General features: G+C 68.9%; 13 protein-coding genes. 6 read left to right on the top strand and 7 right to left on the bottom strand.

Annotated features, from left to right (window positions below):
• Positions 1-143 precede the first annotated feature (143 nt).
• The 3 genes from EZE58_RS15325 (at position 144) to rpsT (ending at position 2,034) form a co-directional block, all read left to right on the top strand.
• On the top strand, positions 144-923 hold the full coding sequence (locus EZE58_RS15325; RefSeq protein WP_009377105.1) for an endonuclease/exonuclease/phosphatase family protein: 780 nt from the start codon (positions 144-146) through the stop codon (positions 921-923).
• 38 nt (positions 924-961) lie between these two features.
• On the top strand, positions 962-1,567 hold the full coding sequence (locus tag EZE58_RS15320) for a type II toxin-antitoxin system PemK/MazF family toxin (protein WP_009377104.1): 606 nt from the start codon (positions 962-964) through the stop codon (positions 1,565-1,567).
• 206 nt (positions 1,568-1,773) lie between these two features.
• Entirely contained in the window at positions 1,774-2,034 is a 261-nt protein-coding gene (gene rpsT / locus EZE58_RS15315) for a 30S ribosomal protein S20 (RefSeq protein WP_009377103.1), read from the top strand.
• A 183-nt stretch (positions 2,035-2,217) separates the two neighbouring features.
• Here rpsT and holA read toward each other — a convergent pair whose 3' ends face one another.
• From holA to EZE58_RS15290, 5 genes are all read right to left on the bottom strand, one after another.
• A complete protein-coding gene (gene holA, locus EZE58_RS15310) occupies positions 2,218-3,201 on the bottom strand; it encodes a DNA polymerase III subunit delta (RefSeq protein ID WP_009377102.1) in 984 nt (327 codons plus the stop codon).
• A gap of 91 nt (positions 3,202-3,292) precedes the next feature.
• A complete protein-coding gene (locus EZE58_RS15305) occupies positions 3,293-5,623 on the bottom strand; it encodes a ComEC/Rec2 family competence protein (protein WP_095375500.1) in 2,331 nt (776 codons plus the stop codon).
• Complete coding sequence (locus EZE58_RS15300; protein WP_167560880.1) at positions 5,607-6,443, bottom strand: ComEA family DNA-binding protein; 837 nt, start codon at positions 6,441-6,443, stop codon at positions 5,607-5,609. The genes EZE58_RS15305 and EZE58_RS15300 overlap by 17 nt, the downstream gene beginning before the upstream one ends.
• A gap of 134 nt (positions 6,444-6,577) precedes the next feature.
• The gene (locus tag EZE58_RS15295) at positions 6,578-7,453 is read right to left on the bottom strand and encodes a DegV family protein (protein ID WP_101623713.1); all 876 of its coding nucleotides are present in this window, start codon (positions 7,451-7,453) and stop codon (positions 6,578-6,580) included.
• Positions 7,450-8,757 (bottom strand): UDP-glucose/GDP-mannose dehydrogenase family protein, encoded by a 1,308-nt coding sequence (locus EZE58_RS15290; protein WP_040341484.1) that lies wholly within the window; start codon positions 8,755-8,757, stop codon positions 7,450-7,452. The genes EZE58_RS15295 and EZE58_RS15290 overlap by 4 nt, the downstream gene beginning before the upstream one ends.
• Positions 8,758-8,850: 93 nt before the next feature.
• Here EZE58_RS15290 and EZE58_RS15285 point away from each other — a divergent pair, with 93 nt between their 5' ends.
• Positions 8,851-9,546 carry a hypothetical protein gene (locus EZE58_RS15285; RefSeq protein WP_009377097.1) on the top strand — a complete coding sequence of 232 codons (696 nt, stop codon included), beginning with the start codon at positions 8,851-8,853 and terminating at the stop codon, positions 9,544-9,546.
• Between the two features lie 62 nt (positions 9,547-9,608).
• Here EZE58_RS15285 and nadE read toward each other — a convergent pair whose 3' ends face one another.
• Positions 9,609-10,445 (bottom strand): ammonia-dependent NAD(+) synthetase, encoded by an 837-nt coding sequence (nadE, locus tag EZE58_RS15280; RefSeq protein WP_009377096.1) that lies wholly within the window; start codon positions 10,443-10,445, stop codon positions 9,609-9,611.
• A gap of 35 nt (positions 10,446-10,480) precedes the next feature.
• Positions 10,481-13,393 carry a leucine--tRNA ligase gene (leuS, locus tag EZE58_RS15275; protein ID WP_063250139.1) on the bottom strand — a complete coding sequence of 971 codons (2,913 nt, stop codon included), beginning with the start codon at positions 13,391-13,393 and terminating at the stop codon, positions 10,481-10,483.
• Between the two features lie 173 nt (positions 13,394-13,566).
• On the opposite strand from leuS, the gene EZE58_RS15270 reads away from it, so the two are divergent.
• Positions 13,567-15,375, top strand: coding sequence for a long-chain fatty acid--CoA ligase (locus EZE58_RS15270; RefSeq protein ID WP_223289879.1), 1,809 nt, complete (start codon positions 13,567-13,569; stop codon positions 15,373-15,375).
• 99 nt (positions 15,376-15,474) lie between these two features.
• Positions 15,475-16,506, top strand: coding sequence for a glutathione S-transferase C-terminal domain-containing protein (locus EZE58_RS15265; protein ID WP_167560878.1), 1,032 nt, complete (start codon positions 15,475-15,477; stop codon positions 16,504-16,506).
• Positions 16,507-16,545: the final 39 nt, after the last annotated feature.

Genomic DNA, 16,545 nt, shown 5'->3' with positions numbered 1-16,545 from the left:
GCGAACCTCCATTGTTCCACGACTCGGCCTCCCGGCCGGAATCCGCGGTCGCCCCACTCACCTGCCCGGTCGCGCTGGTCCGGCGAGGGGAAATCGCTGCGGATATCCCCGCGATCGCGGTCGAGGTCCGCGATGATGGTCTCATGAGCGACTTCACCGTTATGAGCTTCAATCTCCGCTACCCCGCGATGGACGGGCATCCCGTCGCCGAGCGTCTGCCGGTCGCCGCCGAGCTCATCTCCGCCGCCCACCCGCACCTCATCGGCACGCAGGAGGGTGAGCTCGATCAGCTCGAGAAGCTCATCGAGCTGCTGCCCGATGAGTACATCTGGCTCGGCGAGGGGCATTCGGGCGGCAATGCCGGGGAATTCACCGCGATCATCTGCGACTCCTCCCGCTTCGAAGTCGAGACCGTCGACATCAGCTGGCTCTCCGAGACCCCGGAGACCGTCGCCTCCGAATCGTGGGGCGTCTCCCATGCCCGGACCCTGACGACCGTCGACTTCACCGACCTCGAGTCCGGACGCAGGCTGCGCCTGCTCAACACCCACCTCGACCACAAGTCCGAGCGTGCGCGGCTGGAGTCGGCGAAGATCATGGCGGAGACCATCGCCGAGGTGGCCGTCCCCTGTGTCATCACCGGTGACTTCAACGTCGCCACCGGTGCCCCGGTGTATGAGTACTTCACCTCCGAGCTCGGCCTCACCGACACCGCAGTGGCAGCACCCGGGGAGGACATCGGCACCTTCCACCGCTACAGGGGACCGAAGGCCGGGGAACCGCGCATCGACTGGATCCTCACGACGAAGGGACTCGAGACCGTCTCGACCCGCATCGACACGTTCAACGTCGACGGCACCTACCCGTCCGACCATTTCCCCGTCGAGGCGACCCTCCGCTGGGCCGACGACGTCGTCGCCTGAGCGGTCCCTGCGGCCCATCGTCCACTAGGCTGGGCGGCATGAGCTGGAGATCAATCGTCAACCGTGCCGTGCAGATCGGTGTCCGCGAGGGCATGAAATACCTCAGGCAGTCGCAGAGCAGGCGGTCGCAGGGCGGCGCCGACGACAGCCGGGGGGCCGATCGCCGCCCGGGACCCCGTCCTCAGGGGCAGGGGCCGACCGGGAACGCGAGGACCACCTCGGCGAGGGATGACCGTCCGGGAACGGGCTACCCGGGTGACTACCGGGGATCGGTCACCGTCGTCTACTCCCCCGATCTCGACGGAGACGCCGATCCCGGCGAGGTCGTGTGGGGGTGGATCCCATTCGAGGAGGATCACACGAAGGGCAAGGACCGCCCGTCGCTCGTCATCGGCAAGGACGGGGCGTGGGTCCTCGTCCTCATGCTCACGAGCAAGGACCACATTCCCGGCGGGATCGGCGAGGTCCGCACGGATGGCAGCGCCCGGTGGATGAACATCGGCAGCGGCGCCTGGGATTCGCAGGGACGCCCCTCGGAGGTCCGCCTCGACCGGATCATCCGCCTCGATCCGCGCAGCATCCGGCGTGAGGGCGCGGTCATGGACCGGTCGGTCTTCGACCTCGTCGCAGCCGAATTCTCCTGACGCGGGGACCGGGTCGGGGATTTCCGCCGGGCGGAGCCAGCCTGTATCATTGTCAACTGTGTCTTCATCATGGCGTGTGTCTCGCCGAGGTCGGGTGAAGATGCCATCCGATGCGATTTCGTCAGAGTGTTTCCCCGCCGAGACGAAGGCTGTCGCGCGGATGCGCCCTCACGACCATGTAGTACGAACACGGAAGAGTGTTGAAATTGGCTAATATCAAGTCCCAGATGAAGCGGATCAAGACCAACGAGAAGGCTCGCCTGCGCAACAAGGCAGTGCGTACCGAGGTTCGTGGCCTCGTCCGCAACGTCCGTGAGAGCATCGCTGCCGGCAACAAGGACGAGGCACAGCAGGCTTATGCTGTGGCCGCCCGCAAACTCGACAAGGCTGTCTCGAAGGGTGTTCTGCACAAGAATAACGCTGCGAACCGCAAGTCGAAGCTCGCCAAGCAGATCAACGCTCTCTGAGTCGCTGACTGAGGTTTGCCTGAAGGGGCCCGATCCGCACTGCGGATCGGGCCCCTTCGTCTGTGCCGGGAGGTCCCTTCCGCAGGGCAGCGACTCGGCGCCGGACCTCCCGCGCTCGACTCAGCGCGTGCGGCGAGCTGGCGCACGACTCAGCCGGCGCGTGTGGGCGAGCTGGCGCGCGGCTCAGCGGGTGCGGGCGAGGCGGCAGACCTCGGAGACGAAGGTCTCGACGGCGTAGACGGGATCTCGGCCTCCGCCCTTGACGGCTTCGTCCGCTTCGGCGGCGGCGATGAGCGACTGGCCGAGCGCGACTTCGTTCCAGCGCCGGACCTCGCGCCGAGCGCGATCGACCTGCCAGGGGGCCATCTTCAGCTCGGCCGCGAGCTCGCCGCTCGATCCGGAGAAGCCCTGCACCTTCGCCATGCCGCGGAGCTTCATCGCCACGGCCGCGACGAGCGGGACCGGATCCGATCCTGTCGACAGCGCGTGCCGGAGGAGGCTGAGTGCGCTCTTGGCGTCGCCGGAGACGGCCGCGTCGGCGACCTTGAACCCGGTCGCTTCGACCCGCCCGCCGTAGTAGCGGTCGACGATCTCTGCGGTGATCGTGCCTTCGGTGTCCTCGATGAGCTGGTCGACACCGGCGTTGAGTTCGGCGAGGTCGGAGCCGAGGGCGGCCATGAGCGAGGCCATCCCCGCATCGTCGATCTGACGCTTCGCGGCCTTGAGCTTCGTCTGAGCGAACTTCGCGCGGTCGCTCTCGTTCTTCAGCGCCGCCGCGTCGATGCGGGGGAAGCCAGCGGAATCGAGCTTCTTCACGAGTTTCGCACCGCGGTTGCCGCCACCGTGGAGGAGAAGGACGACAGCGTCGTCATTGGGTTCGTCGAGGTAGGCGAGGGCGTCCTCGAGGAACGCCTCCGAGCACTTCTCGACGGCGTCGACGACGATGAGCTTCGCGCTGGAGAACAGCGACGGCGAGGCGGCCATCTCGAGTTCCCCGCCCTGGTATGCGGCGGCATCGAACTCGACCTCTTCGGGCGACTTCTTCCGGGCAGCGGAGACGATGCGGTCCTTGGCCATCCGGATGAGCACAGATTCGCCGCCGGAGATCATCACGACGGGCGCGGGCTTGGCCGAGCTCCACGGGATGAGGGTCTTCTTCGCTGCCATGCTCCCAAGCCTATCGTCCGCCACAGACGCGGCTGACACAGCTCACTGTCGTCCGCCGCCGACACCGTTCAGCGGCCGCCGCCGACACGGCTCAGCGGTCGCAGCTGCTTGCGGTGCTGTATCGGCCGCCTGAGTAGAGGGCGATCGTCCCGCACCGGTCGGTGCGCAGCACCGGAATCGGACCGAAGGCGCGCAGGGATTCCGTGGTCGGGTGACCGTAGCGGTTCTCACCGACGGAGACCGCGCCGAGGCGGGCGCCGGCCGCCCGATAGAACTCCGCCGAGAGATCCCCTGACCCGTGGTGCGGCGCGATGAGCACATCGACCGGACGCACGCTCTGGGCGAGGACGAACTGCTCCTCCTCGCCGATGTCGCCGGGGATGATGACGCTCAACCCATCGAGGTCGACGCGCAGGACGAGGGAGTCCTCGTTGCGCGCCGCAGTGCCCGACTCGGCGTCCGTGCCGGGCGGGTCCGCAACGGCCGAGGGATCCGGTACCCTCCCAGGACCGCTGTCCGCAGAGGCCGTGGTGCCCGCCGCCGCGGCCGGCGGCCAGAGGACCTCGATGCCGACCCCGCCGACATCGGTTCGACTCCCCCGGGAGAGTCCGACCACCTCGGCGCCGGTGTCCGCGACGATCCGGGCGACCTCCGGACCGTTCGCGACGGTCTCCGAGACCCAGAGCCGACGCACCTCACGCGACCACGTCGCCCCCGCATACCCGGCGCTGTGGTCGGCGTCGAAATGCGAGATCGCGAGGTCGAGCCGGTCGATGCCGGCATCGTCGAGGCAGGCATCGATCGGCACCGGATCCTGACCTGCGTCGACGACGAGGCCCGCCCCGTCGCCGAGGTTGATCACGGTCGCCGACCCCTGACCGACATCGCAGACGAGCACGAGCCAATCCCGCGCCGGTCCCCGGGGACTGCCGGTGACGACGACGGCCGCTCCGAGGGCGATGACGAGGACGATGACGGGGATTCCCCACAGGCGTCTGCGCACGAGTAGGACGATGCCGATACCCAGTCCGGCGAGGAGGACGAGGGCGACGATCGATCCGAGGGGAGGCTCCGGCCACGACAGAGACGCTCCGGGCAGACGGGCGCAGACGCGGGCGACAGCGACGATCCACCACGCAAACAGGGAGCCAAGCCACGCCGTGAGTCCGGTGGCGAAGCCCATGACCGGAACGCCGAGGAGGCTGAGGCCGCCGGTGACGAGGGAGAGGAATCCCGCTATGGTCGCCGGCAGGACCGCGGGGCTCGCGAGGGCGTTCGCGACGACCGCCCATCCCCCGAGGCGCGGGTCGATGGCGACGAGCACGGGCGTGCAGGCCAGCTGCGCGACGAGCGGGACGAGGAGGGCGGTGAGCACCACGCTCGGGGCGCGCGGCCAGCGCACGTTGAGGCGTCTGAGCAGGATCGGGACGGCGAACATGATCGCGGTCGTCGAGATCACAGAGAGGACGAAGCCCACCGAGGACGCGAGCATCGGCAGACCGGTGAGGAGCAGGCTGACGGTGCCGGCGATGACGGCGACCGGAGAGATCCCACCCCCGCGGAGGAAGACGACAGCGACGGCGATCGCCATCCCCGCCGCTCTGATCGCGCTCGGTTCGACGCCGACGATGAAAACGTAGCCCAGGCACGTGAGCACCCCGACGGTCACCCGCGTGCGCGGTCCCGCACGGCAGGCGCCGGCGAGGAGTCCCGCGCCGAGGCTGACGATCGTCACGTTCGTACCCGAGACGGCGGAGAGGTGCGTGAGGGAGACGATGCGCATGTCCTCGACCATCTGCGCATCCTGCGGGCCCGTGTCGCCGACGACGAGGCCGGGCAGGAGCGCTCCCCCGTCGTGGCCGACGGCCAGGGAGTCCGCTCGGAACCGTTCCCGCAGTTCGGCCCGCCACCGCCACACGCGGTTCGGGGCCCGGATGACGGCCGGCTCCGCTTCGGAGACGCGGATCCGGTCGAGGCGTTCGGTGCGCATGACGACGCGCGAGCCGGCGGCGGGGGTGCCTGGGGCGAGGACTTCGGCGAATCCGGCCGGGGTGAGCAGGGTCAGTCGTGACCATCCGGACGGGCCGGGCGTCGTCGTACCGACGACGATCCCCTCGGTGTCCGTGGGTCCGTCGGGGCCGCGCGCAGCGGCGAGCGTGAGGACCTGGACCGAGGCGAGGCACGCGAAGACGATGAGTCCGACGCCGAGGTGGTGACGCGGTCTCAGGAGCGCGAAGCCGACCGCGCCGATCACGACGGCGAACCCGAGCACCCACGGTCCCGGCGCGAGGAGGGCGAGTGCCCACAGCCCCGCCGCGCAGGCGACGAGGCGCACCGATCCCGGCCACAGGGTCGCCGTGGTCCGCGTCCAGTCGACGACGGTACGACGCAGCCCTGCCCTCGGCTCACCCGACCGTGACAAGGTCCTTGAGGCTTTCGAACGTCTTCGGACCGATGCCTTTGACGAGGAGGAGGTCCTCGACGCTGATGAACGGCGTCGCCTCGCGGTGGGCGATGATCGCCTCGGCGGTGACGGGGCCGACTCCGGGCAGGGTCTGCAGGGTCGTCGAATCCGCCGTGTTGAGATCGATCTTCGCGCCGGTCCCGCTGCCCGAGGCATCGGCGCCTCCCCCGCTGCCCGTCGAGTCTGAGCCCGAGCCGTCTGCGCCCGAAGGAGCGGGAGCCGTCGGCGCCGAGGCGGGAGGGTCCTCCCCGACTGCGGGGATCCGGATCTGCTCGCCGTCGGCGACGATACGGGCGAGGTTGACCGCCTCGGCGTCGGCATCGGCCGTCAGGCCACCGGCGGCATCGACGGCGTCGCGGACGCGCGAACCGCCGGCCAGGGTGACGACGGAGGGATTCTCCACCTCCCCGGTGACGTGGACGACGACCTCGGCCGCAGGGTCGGCTTCGGGTGACGCACCACCCGTCTCACCGGCTGCACCCTGCCCGCCCGGTGCAGCGTCGCCCGCCCCTGGTGCCGGAGCGTCCGTGGCAACAGGTGCCGGGGCGCTCGGTGCCTGCTCGGTGTCAGCGGGCCGGAGCACCCAGTACGCGAGGACGAGGACGGCGAGCGTCGCCACGGCCAGCGCGATGAGCACGGGCAGGCGGACGCGGCGGGGCTCGACGGGCTCCTCGTCGCCGGCAGTGTCGCTCGTGACGACATCGCCGGGCACCCAGCCGCCGCGTTCCGCACTCGACGTGAGGAGGCCGGCGAACCGGTCGTCGGGGGACACAGCCATGCGCGCACGCTACGGCTCGAACCCGCCAGGAGACCAGGAGGTCGACAATGCCTGTGGACGGAGGCTGAGCGTCCACAGGCCGTGAGCGCACGAGTGGGGCGAGCGTGCACAGAAAAATGCGCACGAGTGAGGAGTCAGGGCGTCGTCTGGATCGTGATGCCGAGCGCCCCGGGACCGACGTGGGCGGTGATGATCGGTGAGAGGGTGCGGAAGCTCGTCGTCAGCCCCCGCTCGGCGAGCTTCTCGGTGAGAGCGACGACGTCCGCATCATCAGGATGACCGTCGGCCTGCTGGACCTCGATCTCGAGCGGCCGGTCGTCCTCGCTCAGGGATGCGGCCGCCTCGGCGGCGATGAGACTCATCCGCTCGAGCGCCTTCGCGCGCGTGCGCACCCGGGCGATCGGGGTGACGACCCCGCCGGTCAGCCCGAGTACGGGAACGATCTGCAAAGCGCGACCGAGCAGCGAGGACGCGGCGCCGATGCGCCCGCCCCGGCGCAGATGCTCGAGGCTCTGCGGGGCGAAGACCGTCGTCGTCTCTCCGGCGCACCAGTCGGCGACGGTCCCGGCGATCGAGGCGACGTCCTCACCGCGGGCGATCCCTGCCGCGGCCACCTCGACGGCCCCGGCCAGTCCCGCCGAGGTGGTGCGGGAGTCGACGACGTCGATGAGCACGGGCTGGTCGGCCGCTGCGCTCACCGCGGAGTCCCGGGTGCCCGAGAGCTCGCCGGACATCGTGACGACGACGATCGCCTCGGCGCCGTGGTCGATGAGGTCGGAGTAGGCGGCGGCGAACTGGCCGGGGGTGGCCATCGACGTGCTCACCTCGGTGCCGGCGTCCATCTCCCGGCAGAGCACGTCGACGTCGAGGTCGCCGTCGGTGAAGGACTCGCCGCCGATGATCACGGTGAGCGGGACGATGCGGAAGAGCCCGCCGGTGGTCTCGTCGAGCCGGGCGATCTCGTCCTCACGCAGCTGCGCCGTCGAGTCGGTGACGAGACCGATCCTCATGGGCGCCCCAGCGCCCGATACGTCCACCCCGCCGCCCGCCACTGCTGCGGATCGAGGACGTTGCGCCCGTCGACGAGGACCGTGTTCGCCACCAGGCCCGCCACCTGGGCCGGATCGAGGTCACGGTACTCGCTCCACTCGGTGAGCAGGAGCACCGCGTCCGCCCCGGTGAGCGCCTCGGTGGTGTCGGTGACGAAGTTGAGCTCCGGAAACGCCCGGGAGGCGTTGTCGACAGCCTCGGGATCGGTGACGGTGACGACACCGCCCTGGGTGCCGATGAGACGGGCCACGGCCAGGGCCGGCGAGTCCCGGACATCATCGCTGTCGGGTTTGAACGCCGCCCCGAGGATCGTGATCCTCTTGCCGATGAACGACCCGCCGAGGGCATCGCGGGCAATGTCGACCATCCGCACCCGCCGACGCATGTTGATCGAGTCGATCTCCCTGAGGAACGCCACCGCCTGATCGGCCCCGAGCTCACCGGCCCGGGCCATGAACGCCCGGATGTCCTTGGGCAGGCACCCGCCGCCGAAGCCGAGACCCGCGTTGAGGAACTTCCGACCGATCCGGTCATCCATCCCGATCGCATCGGCAAGCAGCGTGACATCGGCACCGGAGGTCTCGCAGAGTTCGGCCATCGCGTTGATGAACGAGATCTTCGTGGCAAGGAACGAATTCGCCGCGGTCTTGACGAGCTCGGCGGTCGCGAAGTCGGCGACCAGGCGCGGAGTGTCGGCCTCGAGCATCGAGGCGTAGACCTCGTCGAGGGCCTCAGTGGCCGTCTGGCCGGCCTGCCCGTCGGCGACACCGTAGACGAGACGGTTCGGGTGGAGCGTGTCCTCGACGGCGTGGCCCTCGCGGAGGAACTCGGGGTTCCACATGAGGACTCCCCCGGCGGGTTCGACGAGTCCGGCGAGGCGACCGGCAGTGCCCACGGGCACCGTCGACTTGCCGACGACGACCGCCCCGGGCTGCAGGTGCGGCAGCAGCGCATCCACAGCCGCATCGACATAGGTGACGTCGGCGGCGAACTCGCCGGGCTTCTGCGGGGTGCCCACGCACACGAAGTGCACGCGCGCCTCGGCGGCATCGGCGATGTCGGTGGTGAAGTCGAGGCTGCCCTTGTCCTGGGCTTCGAGCAACAGGTCGGCGAGGCCGGGTTCGAAGAACGGGGGCCTGCCCTCGCGCAGGGCGCTGACCTTGGCCTCGTCGACATCGACGCCGACGACCTCATGGCCCAGCGACGCCATCGCGGCCGCGTGCACGGCTCCCAGGTACCCACAACCGATGACCGAAACCTTCACCCGCACACTCCCGTTCGAACCGAGCAATTTCACGCACACTATATGTCACCTGCTTGCACGATATCTGGAGGCGGAAACAGTACGCTTGGATTCGTGAAGCGTTTCCTCGATTTCCTCACCAATTCGACGGCAGCGGTGGCACTCGCGGCCATCGTCGTCGTCGGACTCGTCCTCTTCCTCATCCCCCCGCTCCACCCCTTCGCGTGGGTGATCGGCATCGTCGTCTGCCTCGGTGCGGCGGCGGCTCTGCTCATCTTCCACGGCGAATGGCGACGGGCCCAGACCCAGATCGATGGGCTGCGCCAGAGTCTGAGCACCGAACGCGGACGCCTCGACGCGGTGGGGCTCACCCCCGTCGACGAGGAGGTCGCCCAGATCCCCGACGAGACGCGGGCGCAGCGGATCCTCACCCTCCTGCCCGACGAGGGCGGCCTCGTCCAGTCCCTGCGTCTCGATGCGACCTTCGGCACGCTCGCCGTCGACGAGTTGGCCCCCCTGCACACCTTCCGCGAGGAGTTCGCGAAGTCGAGCTTCGACAATCCCCGCTCGCACACCGCGTTCATGAACCTCTACCGCGCCGCCGAGGCGCTGTCGATCTGGGTCAACGAGGAGACGCGGACGCTCAGCGACGACGACGCGAAGCGCGAGATCCGCCCCGGCGACACCCGCGAGGGCGGCTGGCGCGAGTACACCGAGGCCCGCAGCCGCGGCGAGAGCCTCGGCGACCGCTTCGTCTCCGCCCGCTGGGAGTTCAAGCAGACCGCGCTCGAACTCGGCCTCGTCGCCTGAACCCAAGGCAGACGCACAGAGACCCCGACCGGATGGTCGGGGTCTCGTCCGATCGCCGTCCCTCAGTGCCGGATCCACCAGTCGTCGGTCGGGGTGACCGGGGTGCGGCGCTTGTGCTCGGTCGCGCGGTAGCGTTCGATGATCGTTGTCGCGACCGCATCGTCGACCTCCCGGCCCTCGAGGAAGTCGTCGATCTGCTCGTAGGTGAGCCCGAGAGACGACTCATCGGTCTGACCCGGCGCCTCGTCGAGAAGGTCGGCCGTCGGGGTCTTCGTCGTCAGGTGCTCAGGCGCGCCGAGGTGGCGCAGCAGGGCCCGGCCCTGCCGTTTGCTCAGCCCGGAGAGCGGGATGACGTCGGCGGCACCGTCGCCGAACTTCGTGAAGAAACCGGTGACCGCCTCGGCGGCATGATCGGTGCCGACGACGAGGAGCCGCTTCTCCCCGGCGATCTCGAACTGAGCCGTCATCCGCATCCGCGCCTTGACGTTGCCCTTGCCGAAGTCGGAGATCGCCTCCCCCATCGCCGCACGGTACTCCTCGGCGGCGGCGTCGGTGGCGGCGCCGATGTTGAAGACGACCTCGTGGTCGGCATCGATGAACCTCAGCGCGTCCTGCGCATCGGACTCATCGGCTTGGACGCGGTACGGCAGGCGCACCGCCCAGAACTCGGCGTCGGCACCGCGCCGGCGCAGGTCCTCGACCGCGAGCTGGCACAGCCGACCGGCCAGGGTCGAGTCCTGGCCTCCGCTGATGCCGAGGACGAGGCCGCGCACTCCCGTGGTCAGCACGTAGTCGACGAGGAAGTCGACCCGCTTCTTCACTTCGGTCGCCGGGTCGATCTCCGGGCGCACGCCGAGGGTGCTGCGGATCTCGTCCTGGACGGCGTCGTGTGTGCTCATGAAGGTCTGAGCCCTTCCTGGTCAGAGGCCTGGACTCAGGCCTCGGGGACGATGTTGACGAGCTTCGGCGCCTTGACGATGACCTTGCGCACGCCGGCTCCGCCGAGCGCCCGCTGGACGTTCGACGACTCGAGAGCGAGCGCCTCGAGGTCGGCCTCGGAGATGTCGGGGGCGACGTCGAGACGGGCCCGGACCTTCCCCTTGACCTGGACGACCGCGGTGACGGTGTCGGCGACGAGGTAGGCGGGGTCCGCCTCCGGGAAGTCGACGTAGGTGATCGAGGACTCGTGGCCGAGCCGCGACCACAGCTCTTCGGCCAGGTGCGGGGCGAAGGGAGAGAGCATGATCGCCAACGGCTCGAGGACGTCGGCCGTGGCGGCACCCTGCTTCGTCAGGTGGTTCGTGAGCACGATGAGCTTCGAGATCGCCGTGTTGAACCGCAGATGGTCCATGTCGTCGCGGACTCCGGCGATGACCTGGTGGGCGACCTTGAGGGTCTCCGGGTCGGCGGTGCCCTCGGCGATCACGGACTCTCCGGTCGTCTCGTCGACGAAGAGGCGCCACACCCGCTGGAGGAAGCGCTGGGCGCCGACGACGGCGCGGGTCTCCCACGGACGGTCCTGCTCGATGGGACCCATCGACATCTCGTAGACGCGGAACGTGTCGGCGCCGTAGGCGTCGTACATCTCGTCGGGCATGACGGAGTTCTTCAGCGACTTGCCGATCTTCCCGTACTCGCGGTTGACCTGCTCCCCCTGGTACCAGAATGTCAGCTCGCCGTCGTCGCCGGCCCGCTCCTCCACCTCGGCGGCGGGGACGTAGACGCCGCGGGAGTCCGTGTAGGCATACGCCTGGATGTAGCCCTGGTTGACGAGCCGGTGGAAGGGCTCCGAGGACGTGAGGTAGCCGAGGTCGTGGAGGACCTTGTGCCAGAAGCGGGCGTAGAGGAGGTGGAGCACGGCATGCTCCTGACCGCCGACGTAGAGGTCGGCGCCGCCGCGCGGCTTCGCGTCCCGCGGCCCCAGCCAGTACTCCTCGTTGACGGGGTCGACGACGGCCGAGGAGTTGTGCGGGTCAGCGTAGCGCAGCTGGTACCACGAGGAGCCGGCCCAGTTGGGCATCGTGTTCGTCTCCCGGAAGTACGTCCGCGGTCCGTCGCCGAGGTCGAGTTCGACCTCGACCCAGTCGCGGTTGCGGCCGAGCGCCGGCTCCGGCTGGGAGTCGGCGTCGTCGGGGGCGAAGGTGCGCGGGGCGAAGTTGTCGACCTCGGGCAGCTCGACGGGCAGCATCTCGTCGGGCAGGGCGATCGGGGTCCCCGTCTCGTCGTAGACGATGGGGAACGGCTCACCCCAGTAGCGCTGCCGGGAGAACAGCCAGTCCCGCAGGCGGTACTGGGTCGACCCCTCGGCCAGGCCCTTCTCCGCCAGCCACGCGGTGACCCTCGCCTTCGCCTCGTCGACGGCGAGCCCGTTGACGTCGACCTCGGCGTTGGCGGAGTTGATCATCACTCCGGGGCCCGTGTACGGGGTGTCCTCGTCGTGGTCGGCAGGCGGCTGGACCGTCCGGACGTAGGGCAGACCGAACTCCTTCGCGAACTCCCAGTCGCGGGCGTCCTCGGCGGGCACAGCCATGATCGCGCCGGTGCCGTAGCCCATGAGGACGTAGTCGGCGACGAAGATCGGAATCTGCTGCCCGGTGGCCGGGTTCTCGGCGTACGACCCGGTGAAGATGCCGGTCTTCTCCCGGCTCTGCTGCCGGTCGGCGTCGGTCTTGGCCGCCGCTGCCCGCTGGTAGGCGGCGATCGCCTCGGCGGGGCTGGCCGCTCCCCCACGCCACTGCTCGGGGGTCTGCGGATCCCACTCTGCTGCGGTCAGCTCGGCGACCTGCGGATGCTCGGGGCTGAGCACGAGGTAGGTGGCGCCGAAGAGCGTGTCCGGTCGGGTGGTGTAGACCTCGACGGAGGACTCGGAGCCGGTCAGCGGCAGGCGCAGCAGGGCGCCTTTCGAACGGCCGATCCAGTTGACCTGCATCCGGTGGACCGCGCTCGGCCAGTCGAGGGCGTCGAGGTCGTCGATGAGACGGTCGGCATAGGCGGTGATGCGCATGTTCCACTGGCGGAGAGTGCGCGTGTAGACGGGGAAGTTCCCGCGTTCGGACAGCCCGTCGGCGGTGACCTCCTCGTTCGCGAGCACGGTGCCCAGGCCCGGAGCCCAGTTGACCGGGGACTCCGAGACATAGGCGAGCCGAAAGTCCTGGAGGACGGTCTCCTGCTCGGCGTGGCTGAGCTCCTGCCACGGACGGCCGTCGGGGGTGGGGCGCTGACCGGTGGCGAACTGCTCGATGAGCGTGGAGATCGGCCGGGCTGCACCCGTGCCGTCCTCGCCGGGGGTCTGCGCTTCGGGGTCGTACCACGAGTTGAAGATCTGGAGGAAGATCCACTGCGTCCACTTGACGAAGTCGTCGTCAGTCGTCGCGAAGCTGCGGCGCTCGTCGTGGGCGAGGCCGAGCCGGCGCAGCTGTGCCTTCATGTTCGCCATGTTCGCGTCCGTCGTGATCCGCGGATGCTGCCCGGTCTGGACCGCGTAGAGGTCGGCAGGCAGGCCGAAGGCGTCGTAGGACAGCGCGTGCATGACATTGCGCCCGCGCATGCGCTGGTAGCGGCCGTAGACGTCGGTGCCGAGGTAGCCCAGGGGATGTCCGACGTGGAGTCCCGCGCCCGAGGGGTAGGGGAACATGTCCATGATGTAGAGGGATTCCCGCTCGCCGAGGTCGGACGGCGGTCCGTACGCGGACGCTGAGGAGGCGTCGAGGTCCTGGCTGAGGTCACCGGTCGGGTTGGGCGTGTGGAACGTGCCCGCCTGCTCCCATGTGCGCTGCCAAGTCGACTCGATCTTCTCCGCCAGCTCCGCGTCGTAGCGGAAGCCGGTCTCCTCAGGGTTCGTCGTCATTACCAACCTTCACCAGACTTCACGTTTGATCCATCGTAGCCTGAGCGTTCGGCCCTCTCATGTGGCTAGACTGCAGATGAGACCTCGCAGGACGGAAAAGGTGAGCGATTTCACTACTGAACGATCGCACACTAAGCTTACTGGGCAGTCACCCATGTCCCGAAGGAGTACACATGAGCCCATCGACAATGCCCCAGTCATCCACTCCGGTCGTCGGGTTCGACGTGGACACGACGTCCTCGACGACCGATGTCCTCCTCTCCCGCCTGGAGTCCCACCCCGACCACGGCGCCCTCGCGAAGTTCTCCGACGGGGAGTGGGTCGAGGTGACGACCGCGGACTTCGTCGCGCAGGTGCGTGCGGCCGCCAAGGGGCTCATCGCCTCGGGCGTCGGGTTCGAGGACAAGGTCGCGATCTTCGGCCCCACTTCCTTCGACTGGACTCTCAGTGACTACGCCGTGTGGTTCGCCGGGGCGATCTCCGTGCCCTTCTACGACACGTCCTCTCAGGACCAGCTCGCCTGGATGCTCGAGAACGCCGAGGTCACCAGCGGCCTCGTCGCGACCCGGGAGCACGCTGAGCGGGTCCGCGATGCCGCGGCGATCGCCGGTCTGCCCGCCCCGCGCCTGTGGATCTGGGACGAAGGCGCGTTCCTCGACCTCGCCGCCGCCGGCGAGAGCGTGAGCGACGCCGATCTCGAGGCCCGGCGCGCGCAGGTCGGCAGCGAGTCGATCGCGACGATCATCTTCACCTCGGGCACCACCGGACGCCCGAAGGGCTGTGTGCTCACCCATGCGAACTTCGTCCAGACCGCGCAGGCCGCCGAGCAGCAGATCCCCGAGGTGACCGGAGAGGACGGCCGCTGCCTCCTCTTCCTCCCCCAGGCCCATGTCTTCGCCCGGTTCATCGAGGTCCTCTGCGTATCCACGGGCGCCCTGCTCGCCCATCAGTCCGATCTTACGAAGCTCACCGACGCCCTCGGCAGCTTCAAGCCGACGTTCATCCTCGGCGTCCCCCGGGTCTTCGAGAAGGTCTTCAACTCGGCGCTGGCGAAGGCGCAGGCCGGGGGGAAGGAGAAGATCTTCCGGCGTGCGGAGAAGGTCGCCGTCGCCTATTCGAAGGCCCAGGACGCCGGCAGGGTCCCGGCGTCGCTTAAGCTCCAGCACGCCCTCTTCGACAAGCTCGTCTACAGCAAGCTGCGCGAGATCATGGGCAACAACGTCAAATGGGCGGTCTCGGGCGGCGGACCGCTGGGCACCCACCTCGGCCACTTCTACCGCGGCATCGGCCTCATCGTCCTCGAGGGCTACGGCCTGACCGAGACGACGGCGCCGATCACGGTCAACATCGTCAAGAAGTCGAAGATCGGCACGGTCGGCGTGCCCCTGCCCGGCGCCACCGTCGCCATCGCCCCCGACGGCGAGGTGCTCGCCAAGGGCGTCCCGGTCTTCCGTGAGTACTGGAAGAACCCCGAGGCCACGGCCAAGGAGTTCCACGACGGCTGGTTCGCCACCGGTGACCTCGGCTCCCTCGACGAGGACGGCTATCTGAGCATCGTCGGACGCAAGAAGGAGCTCATCGTCACCTCGAGCGGGAAGAACATCGCGCCGGCTCCGCTCGAGGACGCCCTGCGCCGCCACCCGATCATCGGCCAGCCCGTGCTCGTCGGCGACAACCGGAAGTTCATCACCGCGCTCATCTTCCTCGACCCCGAGATGCTGCCGACGTGGCTGAAGAACCACGGCCTTCCCGAGATGACACTCGAGGAGGCCGCGGAGGACGACACCGTGCGGCAGACGATCGAGGCGGCCGTCGAGCGTGTCAACCGCACAGTCTCCCGCGCCGAGGGGATCAAGAAGTTCCGCATCGTCCCCGTCGAGCTCAGCGAGGCCAACGGCTACCTCTCGGCCAAGCAGTCGGTCAAACGCCACATGCTCGGCAAGGACTTCGCCGACGAGATCGAGGCCCTCTATGCGGAGTGAGTAGTATAGATTTCAACCACCGTGTCGGCCGCGGCCGTCGGGACGCCGTCAGGCGACCGCGGCCAACAGGGGGTCCACCATCGCCAGAGAGGAGATCCCATGTCGAACGACACCGCCGCCTACGTCAACGTCGGCGAGGAGTACAACCGGGACACGAACTACATCGAGGACCGCATCCTCGATGATCCCGACGCCCGCTGGCCCGTCGAACCCGGTCGCTACCGGCTCATCGCCGCCCGTGCGTGTCCGTGGGCGAACCGCACCGTCATCGTCCGCCGCCTCCTCGGCCTCGAGGACGTCATCTCGCTCGGCATGCCCGGGCCCACCCACGACCAACGGTCGTGGACCTTCGACCTCGATCCCGGCGGCGTCGATCCGGTGCTCGGAATCGAGCGCCTCCAGCAGGCGTTCTTCACCCGGTTCCCCGACTATCCGCGGGGCATCACCGTGCCGGCGATCGTCGACATCCCCACCGGCGCCGTGGTGACGAACGACTTCCCTCAGATCACCGAGGACTTCGCGACGCAGTGGCGCTCCTACCACCGGGAGGGTGCGCCCGATCTCTGGCCCGAGGAGTCTCGGGACGAGATGGAGTCGCTCATGAAGCTCATCTACACGGAGATCAACAACGGCGTCTACCGCTGCGGATTCGCCGGGTCCCAGGAAGCCTACGACAAGGCCTTCGATCGCCTCTTCACCGCGCTCGACACGATCGAGGAGCGGCTGGCGACCCGCCGGTTCCTCATGGGCGAATCGATCACCGAGGCGGACGTCCGGCTCTTCACGACGCTCGCACGCTTCGACCCGGTCTACTACGGGCACTTCAAGACCAACCGCACGGCGCTGCGCGACTTCCCCAATCTGTGGGGGTACGCCCGTGACCTCTATCAGACGCCCGGGTTCGGCGACACGATCGACTTCACGCAGATCAAACAGCACTACTACATCGTCCACAAGGACATCAATCCCACCGGCGTCGTTCCCGACGGACCGGATCTCTCCGGCTGGCTCACCCCGCATGGTCGTGAGGAGCTCGGTGGCCGTCCGTTCGGCGACGGCACGCCGCCGGGACCCGTGGCCGCCGGCGAGGAGGTTCCCGTCGAGCACACCGCCGCCGCCTGGATGAGCTGAGACCCTGATGGCGTGACTCGCCGAGGCGATCGCCGATGG

This window comes from Brevibacterium sp. LS14, assembly GCF_012027885.1.
Taxonomy (GTDB): Bacteria; Actinomycetota; Actinomycetes; order Actinomycetales; family Brevibacteriaceae; genus Brevibacterium; species Brevibacterium casei.
This window is presented reverse-complemented; position numbering and strand designations above follow the sequence as displayed.